Source organism: Paenibacillus borealis (genome assembly GCF_000758665.1).
GTDB lineage: Bacteria > Bacillota > Bacilli > Paenibacillales > Paenibacillaceae > Paenibacillus_AQ > Paenibacillus_AQ borealis.
This window is the reverse complement of record NZ_CP009285.1, coordinates 6746989-6768286: the sequence shown is the minus strand read 5'-3', so window position 1 is coordinate 6768286 and position 21298 is coordinate 6746989. Positions and strand designations below refer to the sequence as shown.

Genomic DNA, 21298 nt, shown 5'->3' with positions numbered 1-21298 from the left:
TATGGATTTGAAGGAGCTGCGCCGGCAGCGGCGCAGCCGGTTTACAGGAAGCCTGATCCCCTATATGGGGTATATCATTCAGAGCGGTGTAGCAATGGTTTTCCTGCTGGTGCTGATCATCTTCTCCGCCTGGTACACTTCCCTGCTGCGTGATCTTCCGTCAGGCATTCCCATCCACTGGATTATGCTCGTCCTGCTTGTGCCGGCGGCGGTGCACAGCAGCTTCCGGACCTATCTGCAGACTCCGGATACCATCTTCCTGCTGCCGCAGGGCCACCGGATGAAGGAGTATTTCGCCCCGTCCTGGGTCAGCGGGAATGTGTGGAAGATCCTGCGGCTGGCTTTTGTCCTCATTACATTATGGCCGCTGTACATACGCACGGATGAATCCCATAAGGGACTGCTGGCTACGCTCCTCGTCCTGATCCTGGTGAAGCTGCTCGCCAGCTTCGGGTTATGGCGGGAGACCGCTATGCTCTCCCGGCCGGCGGCTATAGGCTACAACCTGCTGCGCTGGGCAGTGGGCACCCTGATGGTTGCCGCCTGGGTATGGCAGCCTTCGGTCCGTGCTCTGATCTTCATCGTAATTCTGGGGGCAGCTTACGCGGCAGCGCTGGCCGTACCCGGCCGGCACTCTGTTCCGTGGGAACGCCTGATTACGATGGAGAAGAATCAGGGGACCCGGGCGCTTATGGTCCTCGGCTGGTTCGTTGATGTCCCCGGACGTGAGCAGCGGGTCTATGCCCGGCGCTACCTGTCTCGGTGGGGCGGCGGCATACCCTGGCAGCGGAATTCGGCTTACCGGTTCCTCTTGACCAAAAGCTTCGCCCGGGGCGACATCTTCGGGATCGTCCTGCGGATCGCCGTGCTGGACCTGTTCCTGGTCTGGATGAATCAGGCCAGCTATACCGGCAGCGGCATCTATGTATTCTTCCTTTTCCTGATGGGGATTCAGCTGACGGCGCTGCGCAAGCTGCACAGCGAGTCGTTCTGGCTGACCGTGTATCCGCTGCCGGAAGGCAGCAAGAGCAAGGGAACCATCCAGTTTGTCTTCCGGGCGCATATGGTGCTGGCGCTGCTGACCGGCTTGCCTCTTCTGCTTCAGCTGGGAGAGCGTCCGCTGCCGGTTCTCGGGACATTTGCCTGCGGATTCCTGCTGGCCTATCTGTTCAAAGCCTATTCGACCCGAAAGGAAGCCCGCATGGATGAGGATGACTTGTAGAACAGGTGTTGTTTGGATAGGAATTGTCACATGAAAAATGGCCTCATTCTCCGCCAAGCGGAGCGTGAGGCCATTTTTATACAGAGGGGTTTGCCCTCTTAATTTCAGGTGGAACAGGGAATGCTGCAACACGGGGAGCGGAGAGAGCACTGGGCTCCCTCCAGGGACTTATTCCCGGTTAGACAAAGAGTGAACGGCTGATGATAACCAGCAGGATAAAGAGAACCAGAATTGCGCCTGTGCTTGTGAATGCACCGTGTCCGTATCCGTATCCGCCTCTAACTTCTTCGCTCATGTTCATTCCCCTTTCGCGTTTGAGTTGTTGTACTTGAGTACATCGTATTGTATGTGCGGAGGGAAGAACGTGTATAGGCCAATGCCATAGGGCGGGGTAAAAAAAATCAGCCCCGGAAATCCGGAGCTGACTTACGTATGCAAAGGACGGAAATCAGGCTTTCTCCAAATCGCGGATGCCTGCATAGACCAGATCGAACAGATCCTCAAGCTGATCCTCTTCGATACAGGAGAAGGCAATGCGCAGATCGCTTTCGCCGAGGGCGATGGTGCCCAGACCGTAATTGTGGATCAGGTGGAGCCGTAGGGCTTCAGCCGGCACGGTGAGCAGCTTGAGGCACATGAAGTACCCGGAGTTGAACGGATAATAAGTCCATACGTCATCGCCGTATTTGCCGCTGTCCAGCAGCGCCTTCACTTTGTTGGCCCGGCCTTTCATGATCTGGAACTTCTCTTCCTTTTGTGCGGCGAATTCCGGTGCCTTCAGTGCGTCCAGTACGAAGGTCTGTGACGGATGTGCTCCGCTGGAGATAGTGGCCCGGATAATACCGAGTGTCTTCTGCTCCAGGGCTGCCAGCAGCTCTTTGTTCTCGGAAGCGTATGTGATGAAGCCGACGCGGAAGCCCCAGACAAACTCCTCTTTGGTTGCCCCGTCGATCTTGACTGCCAGCACACGCGGATGCAGGTTAGCCAGCTTGCCAAACAGCGATTCCTTCAGTGAATCCTCGAAAAAGAGTCCGAAATAAGCGTCGTCGCTGACCACCACGACATTAATGCCTTCTTCAGCGGCACGAAGGATGGCGGCAACAATAGCTTCGCCTTCTTTAATGCCAGGTGTATACCCTGTCGGATTGTTAGGGAAGTTGAGCAGGACGATCGCTTTGCCGCGGTCCTTCTGGGCCAGCAGCGCGTCCAGCAACCCTTCGCTGTTGAAGCTCATATCTTCGGTGAACAGCGGATAGTTAACGGTTTCGGTCAGACGGCGGATGCCGAAGGTCAGCTCGTAGTTCTCCCAGTTTTTGTCCGGATAGATGACGGCATCCCCTTGTTCTGCGAACAAGTCGGCAACTATGCTAAGGCCGTGTGTCAGGGCGTTCGTAACGACAGGATTGCTGAAGGACTTGCCTTCAAGCGACGGATTCTCACGCAGCATCTTCTCCCGCCATACCGTGCGCAGCTCCGGCTTGCCTGCAGGAGGCGCGTAGCCGTACAGGTCTTTGGGGCTGTAGGCGGAGAGTTTATCCTGGATCACACCAAGATGCATCGGCATTCCGTTCTCGGTAGCAATACCGATGGTAGCATTATACTTCTTGGCATGAGCCGTCGCTTCTGCGGATTGGCTCAGGATGCCCTCTTTGGGGAAATAGATTGCCTTACCGAGATTAGAGAGCATATCGTACACATGTTCATTGCCTGCCTTGATGCTGTCATTTAATTGTCCAGCCAGTGGATTCATCAGTTTCATCCTTCCGGTATTCTTCTGGGATATATACGCTAACATTGCCTAACATTATATCACCGTGAATTGCCGCCGTCACTGAGGAATGCCGCGTTTTCATAAATACTTTTGCAATAAGCCGGGCGGCTCCTCCCAGACCTGGGCTTCGACGTAACGCTCGGGGCCAAGGTCTCCTGTGGCGTTCCATTTCTGCGGAAGACCGTATTCGCGGACTACCTCAAGGATCTCTTGCAGTGTGTACACCTGTTCACGGTAAGGCTTGCTGTCCGGATAGCGCATAGTGGGAAATAAATCGCCGTAGGTGAAGCTGATCCGCTCAGGGGTGAATGCCGCAACCGGGATGGCCAGCTCCCTCCCCTCCGGGTACCACTCCAGCAGCCAGGGGCATCTCCCTAGGGTCATATAATGCGGCTGCTGGCGGACCGGCTGGCCTCCTTTGGCGATAAATAGATCTCTTGCCTTCTGTTCAAGGCTGTGGCGGATCTGCAGATAATCGGCGGAACGCTGACTGGCAAAGCCCTTCTTCTGCTCGCGGATATCCCGCAGCACCGTCTCCGCCGATTCAGGCGGAAGATCCGACAGATTCCGGAAGGGGCCGGTTGATTCATCATAATAGTGAAAGAGATAGTGGTAGTCCATAGGCTTCCCGCCGATCTATAGAGGATATTACTATATTTTAACAGATAAAGGGATGATAGGAACAGTGCAGAGATGGGAAGATGTACAAATGGGAACCGTACAAGGTATTATGAAAAGTAAGCTTACGCTTCCAAAGCGGGTTTTGTTCGAAGTATTACAGTGAAGACATGCTCACCAAACTTTAGGAGGGACCAATATGCTGCATGCATCGCCATCCTCTTTTGTAATCCTCCCGGCCTTAGCGAAGATCGTCTGTGAACCGGGCTGGAAGTGGCAAAAAAGAGAGAAGCCGCTGCAAAATTATGATTTGTTCTATGTGTGGAGCGGGGAAGGAACCGTTGTGCGCAGCGGTGTGCCTTATCAGGTGGGAAAGGGAAGCTGCTTCCTGTTCCGGCCGGGGGATCATACAAGTGCTACACATAATCCGCAGAAACCGCTTGTGCTTACATATATTCATTTCGATGTCGCCGAAGAGGTAACGGAGATTCCTGCGCCTTATCACGAACTGGAGGAGACCGTGGAGTTCGAGCATCTGCTGGCCCGTTACGTCCGCCTGTTCCTGGTGCAGACTTACGCTGCAGAGGAGGAAGGCCGCCTGATCCTGAAGCAGCTGATGATTCATCTGCTGCGGCAGGACCAGGTCGTGCCGGTAGAGCGCCATGTCAGCAACCAGCTGGCGGAGGTGATCCATGAGGTGGCTAACTATGTCAGCCAGCATCCCGGTGCAGCGCACCGGGTGGAGGATCTGGCCGCACGGGCAGGACTGTCGCCCCGTTACTTCTCGATCAAGTTCAAAGAGATTACCGGCTCTTCCGTGCAGTCCTATGTGATCCGCACCCGGATTGAACGGGCCCAGCATCTCTTGCTGTACGCCGGTATGAATGTGACTGAGGTAGCGGATGCGCTGGGCTACCGCGATATATTCTTCTTCAGCCGCCAGTTCAAGCAGCATACCGGCAAAAGCCCGTCGGAAATACGCTGAACTTTATCGCTCACTGCCCTGCCGGATTCCCCGGCAGGGTTTTTAGAATTTGTATGGTTTTGGGATCCCTGCCAGGTACCTGAGTAATCATCGAAGCTGCGCCCTGGTTTGTGGGGTCATTCTTTTGGGGTAATACTATTGCAGAGAGTTCCATGCGGAGACGGCTTCCGCTGTGAAGCGGAGCTGATTCATCTGTTCACGGTTCGGCCGTCCGGTCCGGTAAAGTTGAAGAGGGCACCCGTCTGTGACAGAATATAGGGAAGAACAGCATAAGACCTGAGAGGCTGCCGCTAAGGGCAGCTGAATAAACACACGGGAGAAGGAGAGAACTTATGTACGAAATAGTACTGATACGGCATGGAGAGAGCGAATACAACCGGCAGAACCTGTTTACGGGCTGGAGCGATCCCGATCTGACGGAAAAGGGTGTAGAAGAGGCGAAGAAAGCAGGCAAGCTGCTGAAGGATGCAGGGTACACATTCGATCTTGCGTTCGCCTCCGTGCTGAAGCGTTCGATCAAGACACTCAACTATGTGCTGGATGAGATGGATTTGCTGTGGATTCCAGTGCAGAAATCGTGGAAGCTGAATGAGCGTCATTACGGGGCGCTGCAGGGCCTCAGCAAAAGTGAAACCGCACTGAAATACGGCGAGGAGCAGCTCCATATCTGGCGGCGCAGCCTCTCGGTCCGTCCTCCGATGCTGGAGCCGGATGATCCGCGCTATGCCAGAAATGATATCCGCTATAAGGAAGTGCGTCCGGGCGACATCCCGCGCGGTGAGAGTCTGGAGGATACCGTGCACCGGGTCGGCGATTTCTGGGGCAACCGGATTGTCCCGCTGATCCGCAAGAAGGAGCGTGTGCTGATCTCGGCGCATGGCAATACGCTGCGGGCCCTGATCAAATACATGGAGGATATTGATGAAACGGCGCTGCTGGATCTCAATATTCCAACCGGCGTCCCGCTTGTCTATAAGCTCGATGACGATGTGAAGCCGATCAGCCGCTTCTATCTCGGCGAACCGGAAGAGGTACAGGAGAAAGCGCGCGAGGTAGCTAATCAGAGTAAGATTACGGAGTGACTCGGGGATTGTGCGATCCTGTTCTACTTGCTTTGTTGAGCTAAGTCTAATCAATGATAATAAAGGGAGTGTTCCAGCCATTTCGTGGTTTTGGGATACTCCCTTTTTTGGTGTCTGCATAAACGTTCTGAATAGGAAGCTGAAATCAATAGGGTACAAGTGCCAAGTTATAACTCTCTGCTCCAGCCTTTGGGATATGCCAAAAGTAGTGTTTTTCAGATTGTGAATGAATTCGGCAAGATACAGCTGAGATTTTACAAATTTTGTAGTTGAGTGTATTTGATAATATGTTTATTCTTGTTAAGTAAAATTCTGGATCTGACTATTTGACGATAATTTATTGAATAAAAACTGAGGTGCATGAATGAAGGTATATGAATTAAAGGTTAACCATTCCAACACAACTACATTAATTATGAAAAATCGTGACGCACTTTCGTCTCATCCTATTCGAAGTGACTTTAAAGAACAAAATCTAGCCCGAGATTGGCAGCCCGCTGAAATGCAGACTTATAAACGCAGAAAATTTAATGAATTTCCGTATCTGATACCCGAGAAACCAATAGTCTCCGAAAAGGTTATGCAAATTCTTAAGCCTCATACACCTACTGAGGTTGAGTTCCTTCCCCTTTTACATAATGAGTTTGAACTTTATATGATGAATGTAACGAATATTTTGGATTGTGTGGACTGGCAGCGTTCGGAAGCACAATGGCTTTATGAAAAGTATTTTATGCGTTTTGATAAACTGGTATTTGATTTTGCTAAAATCCCGAAAAATACATATCTGTTCAAAACGGAAGAGCTGGCGACAACAAAAGTGTTTGTTACTGAATTATTCAGAGAGCTTATAGAAGATTATCAATTGCCAGGTCTGGACTTCTCTGTCGTATACGATTCGGAGTTCACTTATACAGAAGCAGAGCAAAGAATGGACCAAGGTCAGGCTGTCGGCAGCGGGAAGTGGAGAATGCAGTTTGATGAGGAAGGTGAGTTTTGGCTGGGGGAATTAACATTGGAGCTGAAATACCGGTGGGGCAGGCCGGTGTATATCCCGCCGATTCTGCTTGGCTATAGCTGGCATGAGGTGGAGAAATGTGAAATTGACAGCTTCAATTGGTAGTTGGTATTAGTATACTGGATGAGTGTATGAGTGTATTCAGCTCTGCAGAATTTCGTTGCAGGGCTTTTTTGGCATTTGTGTGACAACGGGTTGCCAGCAAGCAACAAAAAATAGGGTTCAAGGGCCATGAAACTACAATAGCCACCAGCCTGCGGCGCATGTCTTTAGTAGTATCTTTTGAATTGCGTCATTTTTCGACATTGAATTACATAATAATACAATTTTAATTGTTGTTAGGTTCTTGTTGAAAGATTATCCTTTCTAAGTGGTGTATTAGAAGGAAAATCTATTTAATAGGAGGAAATTTGTTTGAAGAAGATAGTCACTTTATTTTTAGTTTTATCTATCTTGCTTGGTAATGTCAGCCAGATGTCGGGCTATGCTACTGCTACAGGAGCTGTTGAAAGCGGCCTCCTCACAGAGACTAAGCCATCATCCGAAACGGATGACTTGGTGCCATTGGTCTCGAAGAGCACTAACGATGCAGTTAGTGAAATTCTGTCTGCTATGACAGTAACACAAGATACATACAGTAAAAGTATACGGGGAAGATATTTAGTCAGCTTGAAAAAAGATTATCCTGTAAGTGTCTCAAGTGTAGTTTACAGTGTGTATGCAGAAACACTTGAGGCTGGTTTTACGGATAGTGCTGTAAATCTGAGCACTTTCGCGGAGATGAGAAAGCAGCAAAACAATGAGGATCTTGCACACAAAGTTAATCTATATCATGTGAAGGGCCTGGAGAGTGCCAATGCACTGTATATGGAATTGCATCCGGAAGAAGTCAACCAGTTGCTTGCAAATCCAATGGTTGCTGCAGTTGAAGAAGACAAACCGATACAAATTGCGGAAGAGAAGGCACTCACACAGGTGGAAGAGCAGCCGATCAAGGAAAGCTCACAAACGATTCCTTGGGGCATCCATTCGACAGGATCATACATAACGAGACAAGCAGAAGGTTCAGTTGATAGCCGGATTAAAGTGGCGGTCTTTGATACGGGAATATCTAGCCATCCAGATCTGAACATTGCCGGTGGAGTTAGTTATGTAGATACTTCTCCGAGTTATGCAGATGACAAGGGGCATGGAACACATATTGCCGGTACAATTGCCGCTTTGGATAATTCATTCGGCGTAGTAGGTGCTGCACCGGAGACCGAGCTTTACGCGGTAAAAGTGGCGGACTCTTCTGGCGACGGATACACAAGTTCGGTCATTCAGGGTATCGAGTGGGCTATTGATCATGACATCAATATCATTAATATGAGTTTTGTATCTGCTCAATATAGTGAATTACTGCACAAAGCCATACAAAAGGCAAGCTCTGCCGGAATCATTATTGTGGCTGCGGCTGGTAATAACGGTTCCGGAGAGGACACCGTGCAATATCCTGCTAAATACCCTGAGGTTGTTGCGGTCGGAGCGATAGAGTCATCACACCACCGTACGGACTTCTCGGCTACAGGCGATGAGCTTGATCTTGTAGCACCGGGCTTTGGTGTAATGAGCACGATGATGAATGGTGGGTACGGTGTTTCCTCCGGAACGTCCAACGCAGCTGCACATGTCACGGGAGCTGCAGCATTATTCTGGTCTCACCATCCGTCGCTCAGTGGACAGCAAGTTATTGACAAGTTATATGAAACAGCGACACCACTCGAAACATCACATGAAGCCGGTCACGGTATTATTAATATTGCTAAAGCACAAGGAGTCATTACAGGTTCAATTGCCCCATTATCAGAAGAAAATCTCTCAGGGCTTAATACAATCATTCCTTCTAATCCAGATAGTGAAATAGGGATTGCCTCTTATGATCCTAAGAATGACGGCGCTTCTATCCATCCAGGGGATTCGGTTACAGTCTCCCTAAAGCTGGAGGGAGATGAGCATGGGGAGAACCCGCATCAACGGGTTGATGTGGAAGTTACTTCCGCCTCCAATCCGCTTCAAGTTATTGCAAGTAAAACGATAACCGGAGTGGAACTGGACAAGGATATTTCCTATACTTGGCAGACTTCTTCCTCTACGCCTACCGGTACGTATAAAATCAAATACAAATTTCCTGCAGTACCTTCAGGGTTATATGATTATCAGTTTACTGTTTATGTGACTGAAGCAGGCATAGGGCAAGATACTTTTGAACCTAATGACACCGTTATAACTGCCAAAAATGTATTCCCGGAGAATAGTTATATCTCTTATATTTCCTCAGCCAGTGATGTGGATTACTACAAGCTGACAGCTGAGGAGACTGGACAAATTCCTATCGGGCTAACCATTCCCTCGACGGTAGATTATGAACTAGATATTTATACCGCATCGGGACTCCCTGTATGGAGCTCTTCTAATGGTACAGGTGCAGCAGAGCATGTGGATTTACAAATAACCAAAGATGAAGTCTATTATCTTAAGGTCACCGGATTCAGCGGCCAGTTCAGCTCCTCACCGTATACTTTAATTTTAGGGGCCATTGAAGCACAGCCTTTTGCAGTTCCTACTGGTCTGGAAAAGACAGAGTATGCTAACAGCATCAAGCTGACCTGGGATGCGATGCCTGGGGCTGTACTCTATAAACTTCGAATTAACGGAGTAGATAAAGGGACCTCAAACGTCAACTCATATACCTTTTCAAACTTGATATCCTCACAAGGCTATCTCCTGGAAGTAGCCGCAGTATATCCGGAAGGTACCAGCGCTTATGCCTCTGTTCAGGCTTCTACTACCTTGCCGGAACTAATTGTATATCAGCCGCAGGATGTAAATCAGGCCTCCCGCAGCACTCAGCTGTTCAGCTTCAAGCCGGCTACAACCGGGGTGTACCGGATTTTTACCAGTCCGTACCAAGGCAGCGGCCCTGCCGTGGATACCGAACTTTCAATATATAATAATCTGCAGCTGGGTAAGCAGCTTGCAGTGAATGATGATACGAATGACACGGTCTTCTCGGAGATCCGAGTCAGCCTGATTGGCGGACAGACTTACTATGTCAAAGTAAATGGTTTTGATACAACCGCTTTGCGTACGAGAATTACTGCGGATGTCATCAGCTCAAGCATTCCTTACATTCAGCAGGATCATGCAGTTGATATTAACGAACAGGCTGGTAACAGCAATGTATACGTCTTCGTTCCGGCGAATACCGGTAAATTCAGAATAAACACTAACCGCTATGGCGGAAGCGCAAGTTCGAAGGCTAACGATACGGATCTCTCTATATTTGCGAGTGTAGATATGGAAGAAACAATTACCGGCGGCTATAACGACGATAAAGCAGACTCCGTGTTCTCAGAGGTGACTGTGAATCTCAGTGCGGGTGTTCCGTATTACATTCGTGTAGATGAAGTGAATGGCGGCAAAACGTATGCACGGCTGCTGGTCACTTCAGCTGGACAAACTACATTTACCTCCCTGAACACCGGGATACCACTTGATTTATCCAAGGTAAGCGGAGAAGAAGCATATTTGCAATTCACACCTGTGTCGACAGGCAAATACCGCTTCTTCACTTCCAATTACCAGGCGACTTCGCAGCTGAATGATACCGAAATAGCCTTATATACGGACACAGATCTTAAGAATTTGCTTGACTCCAATGATGATGCCCGGGATTACAGACCGTACGGTGAACATTTCTCGAAACTGGAAGTGAACTTAACTGCAGGGACGACTTACTATGTCGCTGTGCGAAGCTTCGGCTCAATCAACGGATTGCAAACTCGGTTTGCAGTGGAAGAAATGGGGCATAACACTGCGGGTTCTGCGGTGAACTTACCCTTTGGTGAATTAGTAACTACAGATTCACAAGGTGCTCCACTTGCAATTTCATCCTTGTACGATACCGATTATTACAAAATAGAATTGACTGCTCCTGATCAGATCAGTTTGTATCTGTCTCAGGGTGACGGGACCATCGAGGATCCCCACGGAAATATCAGAGGCTACTTCAGTACAGATGGGCAGATGTCCTTTGATCTGGATGCCGGGACATATTATCTGAAGATCCAGAGCGGTTGGGAAGGTCCCGCTTGGGGTTTTTCAAAATTTGAGTATGAGTTGTCAGCGGATATTAACCTTGTAGAGTATATACAGGGTGAAAATGAGTTCATGTCTACCCTGCGTGCTCTGAAAGCAAGCGCAGTAAAAAGCTTTGATGCTACGCCTGGTAATAAAGGTTCTGTCAAGGTTCAGTATAAAAATAAGGTAAATAATACTAACCTTAAAGTAGAGATCAGAACAGCTAATTTGGCAAATGGGATAAGTGTTTATGAATACACCACAGGAGGAAGTTTTAACAAGAATACGCTAACCGACATTTCATGGAATGGAGCGGTTGATTCCAAGTCGCCAGATAAATATTGGTATGCAAATTATACTGATTCAATCTCTGGAACGCCTCAGTACTGGGCGAAAGATGGTTATTATAAAATATTTGTATCACGCTTGGAAGGCAGTAAGAAGAAACAAACTCAGGAATTCCTAGTGCAGGTAATCAACGATCCGTTAAATGGGTTGAATATTATTCCGCTGCCTCCGACTATTGAGAAGGGTAAAACGATCACTTCAAAAACTGATCCATGCAAAGCATGCAAAAATTATTTTGAGCGTTATATTTTGCATCCCAATGATCATGCCTATGAACTGACGTATGGGACATGGTTTGCAGAAGTGTATGGACTAACGGGTATTCAGAAATTTGCAGCCGGGGCATCAGCTCTAATCACATGTAGTGAAGGTACTGCCAAAGAAAGATTACAGTGTACCTTGAGCAATGTTGGGATGATACCGATACTTGGTGAAGGTGCTGATGCAATTAATGGCGTGATTTACTTTGTCAATGGTGATTATATTGACGCCTTATTGTCAGCCGGAGCGATCGTCCCATTCGTCGGTAATTTTGTTACAGCGGGAAAGAAAATTTCATATACCGCAGCTAAACGTGTTGAACTAGTCTATAAATTGAACCCCTGCGGATGCGTTCCTGAAGGAACGGAGATTATTACCAAAAATGGACCCAAGCCAATAGAACAGATCCAGATTGGCGAGCTTGTATTGGCTAAAGATACGGATACCGGCAAGCAAGAATATAAACCTGTTGTAAATCTATTCAACAGGGAAAATACCGAGATTTATAATCTTGGAATTCAAGGTAAAATAGTTCAAAGCACAGGTAACCATCCATTCTGGGTGATAGGAAAAGGCTGGGTAACTGCTGACGAGTTAACTCCTGGGGATTTATTAGAGACGCAAACAGGCGCTACTGTTGTTTTACAGTCTGTTGCATTAAGTGATGCAGTATCCAAGGTCTATAATTTTGAAGTAGAAGAGTTTCACACCTACTATCTATCAGAGTTTGCTTTACTAACTCATAATTCGGCGGAAGCATGTCAACTTTCTAATTATAGTAAAATTGTAACCAAAAGATTGACAGCTAGAACCACCGGTGCACAATCTACTATTTTGGCTGGGGAAATTACAAAGGCAACAGGACTAGCCAAGCCGTTTGGTTGGGCAGCACATCATATTATACCTTATAAGCCATCAAATGATTTTGCTGTTAAATTACATGCAATTATGAAAAAATATAATATTGATCTCAATTCATCAGCAAATGGAGTGTTTTTACCGCCAGCAACTAATAAAACGGATTTGCTGGTAATTGATGAGTTTACAATTTCTACGCACACTGGGTCACATGGTGTAACCTATTATGAGGATTTGTATAACATGGTTAGGGTTGTTGAAGATGATGGTGTTGATGCAGTTTTGGAAGTGATTAACGAAATGCGAGAAAAACTGCTCACTGGACAATATCAGTTGTATAAAGCGAAAAAATAGGAGGAGAAGTATGAGAGTATATAGTTTAAGATCTGGTGAAGATTCCATGGATTTAATGCTGGACAAGACTGTAAGTGCAGAGCATCCTATAGAGTCGAAATTCACAGGCGATTCCAAAATAACGGTGTGGACGCCACCGATCCTGTACACTAATAATAAAAGGAAATATAACGATTTTCCAAGATACTTAACTGGACATCCTATTATCTCGGAGAAAGTAAAGAATATTTTATTTCCAATTATTGCAGAAGAAATTGAATGTCTTCCCTTGGCGCATCCTGAATTGAAGTTGTTTATGCTCAACATTACAAATGTTATTGACTGTGTTGATTATAGTCGTTCAGTTATTAAGCTAACGGGGAAAGGCAATTTCGCTCGATTTATTAAACAAGTTTTTGATTTTTCTAAGATACCTGAAAAGACCTATATGTTTAAAATAAAGGAAACGGCAATCATTCAAGTTTTTGTAACAGACAAATTTAAAGAGCTTGTGGAGCTCCACGGTCTTAAAGGTTTGGATTTCTCAGAAGTATACGATTCAGCTTTTACTGCAGATAAAGAAGAAGAACAAGAACGGAATTATCAAGCAGCTCTTGATTCTATTGAGCGCAGTAAAGGGATTGAGTTCTCTTACGATGAGGCTCGTATTCTTATGGAGCAGGGAAAAGCTGTTGCCAGTGGAAAATGGAGAATGCAATTGGATGAGAATGGTGAATTGTGGATAGCGGATTTGACACCAGCTTTGTTGTATGACTGGGGACAGCCGATTTATATTCCTCCTGTGTTAATGCTTTTACAATGGCACGAAGTAGAAAAGTCCGAAATTAACTTATAGAGTCCGGAGGAATGAAATGTACTCATTAAAGCGATCTATTGTATTTATCATAAGCTTTGTCCTTGTCTTCACGCTTCTTATCCCCGGTATTGGAACGGGAACACCTTCGGCGGCAGCCGCCGAGGGTGCCCCGGTAACCGGACACCTGCTCAAAGGCAATCTTAATGTTAACGGAATTTATTATGGGACAGTAGAGCTTGGGCTCTCCGTTCAGAACCCGGGTTCCGGAGTTTCTGCAACCCGGTATAGTCTGGATGATGGAGGCTCTTGGCAGACCTACAGTCAGCCGCTCTTTTTCTCGGACAAAAAAGTATATCATATCCTTTATCAGTCCCTTGGACTAAATAACAATAATGAAGTACCCCAAGAAGTTTCTTTTACGATAAAGAAAGATAATTTTCCTCCTGAAACATCCGTTTCAGTGAATGGGACATTGGGACAGAATTCTTATTACACCAGCGCAGTTACAGTTTCCCTAAATGCAACCGATACGCATTCGGGGATACAATATTCAGAATATAGCTTGAATGCGGGACAGAGCTGGAACCAGTACAGCACTCCTTTTGCTGTTGATGGTGCCAATACAATCATTCTTTATCGTTCAACGGATATAGACGGGAACGTGGAAAAAGCGAAAAAAACCAAAATCAGTGTAGATATGGAGCCTCCGTCTTCTCCTGACTTCAAGATTAGTCCGGATGTATGGAGCAACTCCACCTTCACTGTTACTATAACAGATGGTAATGACAGTCAGAGCGGTACGCTGAAATCACAGTATCGTGCAGGAAACTCCGGAGAATGGCTCGATTATACGCAGCCTGTAGAAGTAAGTGGAGATGGGCAGACCAATATATATGCCCGGACACTGGACTACGCTGGAAACAGCAGTGTGGTAGCTGAATATACATTGCAGTTTGATAAAGTATCTCCGACAGTTCCAGTAATTAGTCTTAGCACATCTGATTGGACGAATGAACCGGTCTATGTCAGCCTGGATGGTGGAACAGATGCAGAGAGTCTAGTCCGAGGCTACGATTACAAGGTTGGTGGGGCCGCTGAGTGGAGTGAATACGTTAATTCATTTCCTGTCCGTGGAGAAGGAATCACCCAGGTATATGCTCGGACGATTGACATGGCAGGGAACGTAAGTCCATCTGTTGAAAGAGCGGTTAAAATCGATTTAACTCCGCCAATTGCGCCAGCGAATGTTTTTAAAATCAATCAATTTGGCACTTCGGCTCTAATCCGCTGGACAGCTGGTTCAGATGGCCTGTCAGGAATGAATGAGTATGAAATACTGAACGGAGAAGAGCTGCTCGGCATCACGAAGGATCAGCAGATTAAGCTGGAGAATCTTCGCCCGAATGAGAAGTATTCCATTACTGTAGTTTCTATCGATAATGCGGGGAATGTTTCCGAAGAAACGGTTCCTCTGGTCTTCTTCACCAGCAGCATTGCGGTATCCGGATACCGTGATCATAGCTTTGCCTTGGATAATCAAGGACAGGTCTGGGGCTGGGGACTTAATAATAAGGGGCAATTGGGAGACGGAACCCTTACTACCCGTAATGTTGCAACGAGAATTTCGGCGCTCGATGGTTTCTCCATGATTTCATCCGGATTGACCCAGAATATTGGGCTGCGTGCCGATGGGACCGTGTGGACCTGGGGACAGGATAGCTACGGCATTAATTTATCCTTGCAGGCTGTAGCCGGACTTGATCACATTGTATCTATCTCATCCGGTCTCGGACACTTTGTTGCCTTGAAAGAGGATGGGACGGTCTGGACTTGGGGAAATAACGGTTTCGGACAACTGGGTACTGGGACGATCAATAGCTCAGCTACTCCTGTGCAAGTCAGCGGATTGAGTTCGGTTGTTTCGATTGCTGGCGGATATTACAACACTATGGCGCTAAAAGAAGATGGCACGGTGTGGATCTGGGGAGATGGCTCCAGAGGAATTCTTGGTTATACTGCAACTGCTGAATATAAGCAGCTTATTCCTTTGCAGATTCAGGGGCTGGCAAATATTATTCAGATTGATTTCTCCTATATGCATGGGGCTGCTCTGAAGAAGGATGGAACTGTGTGGACCTGGGGCTTCAATGCAAATGGTCAGCTTGGAAACGGATCAACTTATGATGCTCCTGCCCCGGCAAAGGTTCAGAATCTGAGCAATATTATCAAAATATCTTCCTCTTATGCTCATAATCTAGCGTTAACTGGTGAAGGCGAGGTCTGGAGCTGGGGTGATAATGCTCAGGGTGAACTGGGAGACGGCACTATTGTGCAGACCAGACTCGTTCCTGTAAGATCAGCGCATTTGGAAGGTATTGTCGATATTGAAGCGGCAGAGTTTTACAGCTTTGCTGTAAAAATGGATGGCTCTCTGTGGGCATGGGGGGTTAATGATGACGCTCAATTGGGTACAGGCAATTTGACCCTGCAGCGTACCCGTACGATAGTAAGCGGAATAAGTTATCCGGTCGATACGCTGGTTCCTGCTGCACCAGCCCACTTGATCACTGCGGGTAAAACAGCAACTACAGCTGTACTGTCTTGGGACGAAGCTTCTGATAATCACGGCATCAAAGATTATCTAGTCTATCGGGGGACAAATCTGATTCAGGCACTTCCTGTTGACGGGAACTCGATTGATTCAGTAACCGGGTACACGGCTACAGGTCTTGCGCCTGGAACAACATATACCTTCTCGGTTAAGGCAAGGGACTATGCTAACAATATTTCGGCCTCAAGCAATGAGGTTTCGGTAACAATGGAGGCTTCAGCACCAATGACTGTCTCAGCTGGCTCCGATCAAACCTACGCCCTTAAGAGCGATGGTTCTGTATGGGCATGGGGCAGCAACTATAGAGGACAATTAGGAAATGGGACATTGTCTATTTCGTATACGGCCTCACAGACTGTAAATCTGTCATCGATGACAGCCATCTCCGCTGGTGGTTCTTACGGATTGTCATTGAAAAGTGATGGCACAGTTTGGGGTTGGGGTGATAACTCCATGGGACAACTCGCCAATACAGACCTGTCATCCCAACAATATTTGCCGCTCAAGATTGAAAATTTCAACTCTGTTACAGCTATATCTGCAGGCCATACGCACGCACTGGCGCTGAAGAGTGACGGAACAGTGTGGGCGTGGGGATCAAATTACTTTGGTGAATTAGGTCTTGGAACTACCGGAAACAAATATGTTCCTACAAAGATACCTTCACTCAGTGGGGTGAAAGCGATAAGCGCAGGCATGTTCTACAGTCTTGCGGTTAAGACTGACGGTACCGTCTGGGCATGGGGGACGAATATGAATGGCCAGCTTGGCAACGGTTCTACAACAGATTCAATGGTTCCAGTTAAGGTTAACACGTTGCTCAATGTAAGCAGTGTTTCTGCAGGCTTCTATCATGCTCTTGCGCTGAAGACTGATGGGACCGTCTGGGCATGGGGGAGTAATTCATATGGCCAGCTTGGAGATAGAACCTATACGGACCGTTCTAATCCTGTAAATGTATCTACAGTTAGCGGGATTACGCAAATCTCCGCTGGCATGTACCACAGCATTGCAAAGAAGGATTCTGCTGTCTACAGTTGGGGCTACAATGCTTCAGGACAACTGGGCAATAACAGCACCAGTGCTACATCGACTCCTGTCACTGTTTCCGCGATAACCAGTACCAAAGACATAGATGCGGGTGTAAGTCATAATGCGGTAATTGACGGAAATGCGGTGAAGACTTGGGGCAGCAACAGCAATGGCCAGTTAGGCAATGGGACCTCATATGACGCCAGGGTGCCGGTAACTGTACTCGGGTTGATACCAGGGCAAACGGCCGCTCTCAAGACTATTAATTCCAGTACCCTTTTAACTAATGAATTCGCTGAAAAGATAGATGATGGACAGAGCGTTATTCAGAGGCTGAAATTCTCTGACGGATTTGTAATGCCTGACCTAATTTCTCCTACTGCGCCTGCCCATGTGGAGATCACGAAGAATGCTGGTGCAGCCGTTCTACAATGGGATGAATCAAAGGATAATATAGGCGTCAAAGAATACTGGGTGTACATGAACGAAGAACTCGTACTGAAGACAGCCGCACATGAAGGAGTTGAATTACAGATTCCTGACAATGAGTTGGTCTCTATTACTGTAATTGCTGTAGATGAAGCAGGTAATATCTCGAAGTCCAGCATGCCTGTATCGCCCTGATAAATAGAAGTATTTACAAAAAAAGGACCTTCAGATTCTGAAGGTCCTTCTAAAGGAGCAAAATTAGCTTGTCAAATCATGTGAACAAACGGAACAAAAATTCAAAGATGAGCAAAACAATGCTTATGGCTTCCGGTATTTTTGTAATTATTTTGATTGGATTAATATTGATTATCGTCATAGATCATACATCAGGGAAGTCGTATTCAGTGGAGGAAATGCCTAATTACACTCAGATTAAGGGCGAATATCAAGCTGAAGGGTTAAAGTATGAAAAACAGCCTCATCTTGGCGATTCCCAGGCAAAAGTAAAGGTTGTAGAATTTGCCGATTTTAAATGCCCAGCCTGCAAGAAATGGAAAGAAGCGAACATGCAGCGCTTCATAAGTGAGTTTGTAGATTCAGGAAAGGTTGAGCTTTTCTTCATCAACTATGCCTTCATAGACCGGGACTCCATCCTTGCCGCGAGTGCAGGGGAAGCTATCGCCAAACAGGATAACGACAAGTTCTGGGAGTTCTATGATGTACTGTACGGACACCAAGGCGATGAAAGTAAAATTTGGGCCACAGAGTCTTTCCTGCTAGACTTGGTGAAGGAAAACATAAACGGCATCGATTACAGTTTGTTCGAGAAAGATTTGAAGGAACATACCTATATGCTGGATGTGAAAGAGGATTACAAAACAGCCGGTCATTATGGGGTTAATGGTACACCGCAATTTATGGTGAACGGAAAGCTGTTGCCGGATTCCTCTTATGAAGGATTGGCTAATGCCATTAACGAACAACTGGAAGCCACAGCCTCTTCGCCGCAATAAAGGAGGAATAAGAAATTGGAAATGGAGGTTCAAAAGGAACCCCAAACCTATGCCCCACTCGGCCCTTCGGGTCTTGGAGGCTGGCTGGTGCTTGTGCAGATCGGATTAATCGCAACCTTGTTTCAGGGGGCTTTTCAACTGCTGAATTACAATCTCCCCAGCTTTGGCCGGGAGTATTGGGATATTCTGGCGTCACCGCAGGGAGAAATGTATCATCCGCTATGGGCTCCGCTGATCGTATTTGAATGCGCTGTTGCTGTTGCTTACGGTGTTTAATTTAGTTCTGTTCTATCAAAAAAAGGCACTATTGCCGCGCGTGATTATACTGCTGTATTCTGCCAACGTACTGATAGGAATCATTGATTACATTCTAATCATGAATATACCGGTTGCTCGCGGACTGGAAGACGGTAGCAGTCTGCGTGATCTTATAAGAGCGGCCCTCACCTGTGCTCTATGGATGGCCTATTTCCGCAAATTGGAGCGGGTAAAAAAACCTTTATACGGTAAAATTATAGCAGAAGTAAACGGTCCGGATTTTTGCGAAACGCTTCTTCAGCAATAACAAAGCCCCGCACAAGGACACGTAAGTGTACTTTGGCGGGGCTTTGTCTGTCTGGGAAGCCTTCCATAAATTCATCTTAAGTTGTTTAGTTTAAGCCGGACTCTGCCCGGTATTCTAAGTAGCGCGCTGCATCTCACCCAGCAGCTCGCCCATCTTCACCTTCGTGTCCACGGTAAGCCCGGGGCGCGGTGTGAAGGTGCCGCTCTCCAGCAGCAGGACTACGGTAGAACCGAATTCGAAATAGGCCAGATCGTCGCCTCTTTGCCATTCTGTGGCGTTCTCATCGGTGTAGCGGATACTGCTCACATTCATTGCGCCTACCTTGACCACGGCGGTTTCGCCATAGCTGCCGGCTATATAAGTAATCAGCCGTTCGTTGCGGCTCAGGACACTCTTCATATGCCGCATGCCGAAATCATTCACGGGATAAGCCCGGCCGCGGATATAATCGCTCTCCCGCAGCTGCCCGGTTAACGGGGAATGTATCCGGTGATAATCGGTGGGGCTCAGGTAAAGAACGAAATAGTAGCCTTTTTTATACAATTCGAGGTGTGGCGAATGATTAAGCAAATCCTCCAGCGTATAATCCTGACCCTTCACATTCATTATTGTTCCGCAGTTAATGTCGCCCATTGCCGTAATCATGGCGTCCACAGGACTTGCCACCGCCTGTTCACCGCTTGCGACCGGCCGCATTCCCGGCTTCAGGCGTCTGCTGAAGAATTCATTAAGTGTACGGTATTCTCCGGCAGTCTTCTCCGCCTCAGCGGCAGGAATATGATAGGAACGAATAAATACCGGAATCATAAAGCGGCTGAGTCTGCTATGGGAAAAAGCACCCATTACCCGGGAAAGCCATCTGTGTGAGGATAGCTCGGTCATCAGCCGCAGCAATTGTTTAACCATGCCCATCTCCCTTCCATCATGCAGCAGCAAGGTCCGAGTAGCCTCGGACCTCACCCGCTCTGCATTATATTGACATAGAATAGAAGACAAATCAATAAGAGTTATGCCGTGCAGCCTCTTCATACAGGTATCTGGCATAGCCCATGGGCCGGCGGTAGCTTTCTTTCCAGACGGATCCGAGCCCGGCTTTCTGGAAGCCGTAACGCTGGTCGCGTCCGTTGCATTCGATGAAATATAAGCGTCCGCTGCCCGTAATGCCGATGTCCAGACCGATATCAGCAAGGCCTGGAAGGCTCTGTTCCAGCTCACGGGCAATGGCAAGACTGAGGGAGAGGACAGACATGCGGATCCGAGCTGCCGCTTCCCCCGGGAAAGCCTTCTCCAGAGCGAAGGATGAATTCAGTGCTTCGCCTCCACGGGCGATGTTGGACACGAAGCCGCCCGGTGCAGCCAGCTTGGCGAACATGCCGGTCACCTGCCAGTCTCCGCCCCATCCGCGCTGTACAGTAATACGCAGGTCAAAGGGGCGGCCGTTTATCTCAGCCAGCGGTATCCGCTCCTGCACGAGATACGGCACCGAAGAGAGTCTGGCACGGAGTGCCCGTGGAATGGCGCCCTGATTCACAGGCACACTGTACCAGCGTCTTGAGCCGGAGGGAGAATAACTCCATTTCCATTGTCCCGCACCACTGATCCGTGTAAGACGCATAACCCCGTTTCCTACACTTCCCCGGCAAGGCTTGAGAATCAGATCCGGATAACTGTCCATCATTTCCTTCAGGCCGGACATTCCGGCTGAGGTGACAGGCAGAAATGTCTGCAGTTCCTGGTTTTGCTCCAGCAGGCCGTGAATCTGATCCTTACCGTAGCGGTTGCATATGTTGTATACCTGAATCCCCTGCCGGAGCAGCCGCTGGACGCCGCTGCTGCCCGGGTCATAGATCGCCCGGTTATGGATGACCTCCGGCGTCGGGATGATTTGACTCCGGTAGCCGTGCGGACCCTTTATATAAGCCCTGCTGAAGCCGGACTTCGTATCGATGCCGGACAGCTTCAGAAAGCAAGGGGTTAATCCGTATGCGGCGGCGGCTTCCTCGTAGTTGGCCAGAGATTCCTGTCCGGTTTTTAACCGGGGAACGCCCCCGTGCACAGCGGCATTTAGCAGTATCCCAACGAGCTTTTGCCCCATGTTCGTTCCTCCCGTTATCTTGAAGTAGCTTCCCGGCTGATTTTTCGTCTCCTGTCATTGTATGTGTGTACGTGCCCGTCAGGGTTGGACGGATGCGCGGCGGCAGATGCCCTTTTTT

General features: G+C 47.9%; 13 protein-coding genes and 1 pseudogene. 9 read left to right on the top strand and 5 right to left on the bottom strand.

The annotated features are described in order from the left end of the window. The first annotated feature begins 1 nt into the window (after position 1). The gene (locus tag PBOR_RS28605; protein ID WP_042217230.1) at positions 2-1222 is read left to right on the top strand and encodes an ABC transporter permease; all 1221 of its coding nucleotides are present in this window, start codon (positions 2-4) and stop codon (positions 1220-1222) included. A 178-nt stretch (positions 1223-1400) separates the two neighbouring features. On the opposite strand, the gene PBOR_RS37825 is transcribed toward PBOR_RS28605, so the two are convergent. From PBOR_RS37825 to PBOR_RS28595, 3 genes are all read right to left on the bottom strand, one after another. Then, complete coding sequence (locus PBOR_RS37825; RefSeq protein WP_209994562.1) at positions 1401-1517, bottom strand: YjcZ family sporulation protein; 117 nt, start codon at positions 1515-1517, stop codon at positions 1401-1403. Between the two features lie 153 nt (positions 1518-1670). After that, positions 1671-2972: an aminotransferase class I/II-fold pyridoxal phosphate-dependent enzyme gene (locus PBOR_RS28600; protein ID WP_042220025.1), complete on the bottom strand. Its 1302-nt coding sequence runs from the start codon at positions 2970-2972 to the stop codon at positions 1671-1673. A gap of 99 nt (positions 2973-3071) precedes the next feature. Then, on the bottom strand, positions 3072-3614 hold the full coding sequence (locus PBOR_RS28595; protein WP_042217229.1) for a hypothetical protein: 543 nt from the start codon (positions 3612-3614) through the stop codon (positions 3072-3074). Positions 3615-3810: 196 nt separating this feature from the next. On the opposite strand from PBOR_RS28595, the gene PBOR_RS28590 reads away from it, so the two are divergent. From PBOR_RS28590 to PBOR_RS38660, 8 genes and pseudogenes are all read left to right on the top strand, one after another. Further along, the gene (locus PBOR_RS28590) at positions 3811-4596 is read left to right on the top strand and encodes a helix-turn-helix domain-containing protein (protein WP_042217228.1); all 786 of its coding nucleotides are present in this window, start codon (positions 3811-3813) and stop codon (positions 4594-4596) included. A 332-nt stretch (positions 4597-4928) separates the two neighbouring features. Then, entirely contained in the window at positions 4929-5678 is a 750-nt protein-coding gene (gene gpmA / locus PBOR_RS28585; protein ID WP_042217227.1) for a 2,3-diphosphoglycerate-dependent phosphoglycerate mutase, read from the top strand. Positions 5679-6042: 364 nt separating this feature from the next. Beyond that, the gene (locus PBOR_RS37225; protein WP_157764160.1) at positions 6043-6801 is read left to right on the top strand and encodes an imm11 family protein; all 759 of its coding nucleotides are present in this window, start codon (positions 6043-6045) and stop codon (positions 6799-6801) included. A 309-nt stretch (positions 6802-7110) separates the two neighbouring features. Next, positions 7111-12639, top strand: coding sequence for a S8 family serine peptidase (locus PBOR_RS35770; RefSeq protein WP_052429680.1), 5529 nt, complete (start codon positions 7111-7113; stop codon positions 12637-12639). Positions 12640-12649: 10 nt separating this feature from the next. Continuing rightward, a complete protein-coding gene (locus PBOR_RS28570; protein WP_042217225.1) occupies positions 12650-13474 on the top strand; it encodes an imm11 family protein in 825 nt (274 codons plus the stop codon). A gap of 16 nt (positions 13475-13490) precedes the next feature. Further along, positions 13491-17702 (top strand): RCC1 domain-containing protein, encoded by a 4212-nt coding sequence (locus tag PBOR_RS35765; protein WP_052429679.1) that lies wholly within the window; start codon positions 13491-13493, stop codon positions 17700-17702. Positions 17703-17770: 68 nt separating this feature from the next. Next, positions 17771-18520, top strand: coding sequence for a DsbA family protein (locus PBOR_RS28560; protein ID WP_245647931.1), 750 nt, complete (start codon positions 17771-17773; stop codon positions 18518-18520). A 21-nt stretch (positions 18521-18541) separates the two neighbouring features. After that, positions 18542-19085, top strand: a pseudogene (locus tag PBOR_RS38660) (DUF2569 domain-containing protein). A gap of 114 nt (positions 19086-19199) precedes the next feature. Here the strand turns inward: PBOR_RS38660 and asd are convergent. Then, entirely contained in the window at positions 19200-19991 is a 792-nt protein-coding gene (gene asd, locus PBOR_RS28545; RefSeq protein WP_042217222.1) for an archaetidylserine decarboxylase, read from the bottom strand. Positions 19992-20082: 91 nt separating this feature from the next. Then, entirely contained in the window at positions 20083-21180 is a 1098-nt protein-coding gene (locus PBOR_RS28540) for a YheC/YheD family endospore coat-associated protein (protein ID WP_042217221.1), read from the bottom strand. Positions 21181-21298 lie beyond the last annotated feature (118 nt).

What these genes read in the sequence shown, in the direction of transcription:
- asd (WP_042217222.1), bottom strand. Translation starts at nt 19,991, where the DNA reads ATGGTTAAACAATTGCTGCGGCTGATGACCGAGCTATCCTCACACAGA.
- PBOR_RS28570 (WP_042217225.1), top strand. Translation starts at nt 12,650, where the DNA reads ATGAGAGTATATAGTTTAAGATCTGGTGAAGATTCCATGGATTTAATG.
- PBOR_RS28540 (WP_042217221.1), bottom strand. Translation starts at nt 21,180, where the DNA reads ATGGGGCAAAAGCTCGTTGGGATACTGCTAAATGCCGCTGTGCACGGG.
- PBOR_RS28595 (WP_042217229.1), bottom strand. Translation starts at nt 3,614, where the DNA reads ATGGACTACCACTATCTCTTTCACTATTATGATGAATCAACCGGCCCC.
- PBOR_RS28590 (WP_042217228.1), top strand. Translation starts at nt 3,811, where the DNA reads ATGCTGCATGCATCGCCATCCTCTTTTGTAATCCTCCCGGCCTTAGCG.
- PBOR_RS37225 (WP_157764160.1), top strand. Translation starts at nt 6,043, where the DNA reads ATGAAGGTATATGAATTAAAGGTTAACCATTCCAACACAACTACATTA.
- gpmA (WP_042217227.1), top strand. Translation starts at nt 4,929, where the DNA reads ATGTACGAAATAGTACTGATACGGCATGGAGAGAGCGAATACAACCGG.
- PBOR_RS28605 (WP_042217230.1), top strand. Translation starts at nt 2, where the DNA reads ATGGATTTGAAGGAGCTGCGCCGGCAGCGGCGCAGCCGGTTTACAGGA.
- PBOR_RS37825 (WP_209994562.1), bottom strand. Translation starts at nt 1,517, where the DNA reads ATGAGCGAAGAAGTTAGAGGCGGATACGGATACGGACACGGTGCATTC.
- PBOR_RS28600 (WP_042220025.1), bottom strand. Translation starts at nt 2,972, where the DNA reads ATGAATCCACTGGCTGGACAATTAAATGACAGCATCAAGGCAGGCAAT.
- PBOR_RS35765 (WP_052429679.1), top strand. Translation starts at nt 13,491, where the DNA reads ATGTACTCATTAAAGCGATCTATTGTATTTATCATAAGCTTTGTCCTT.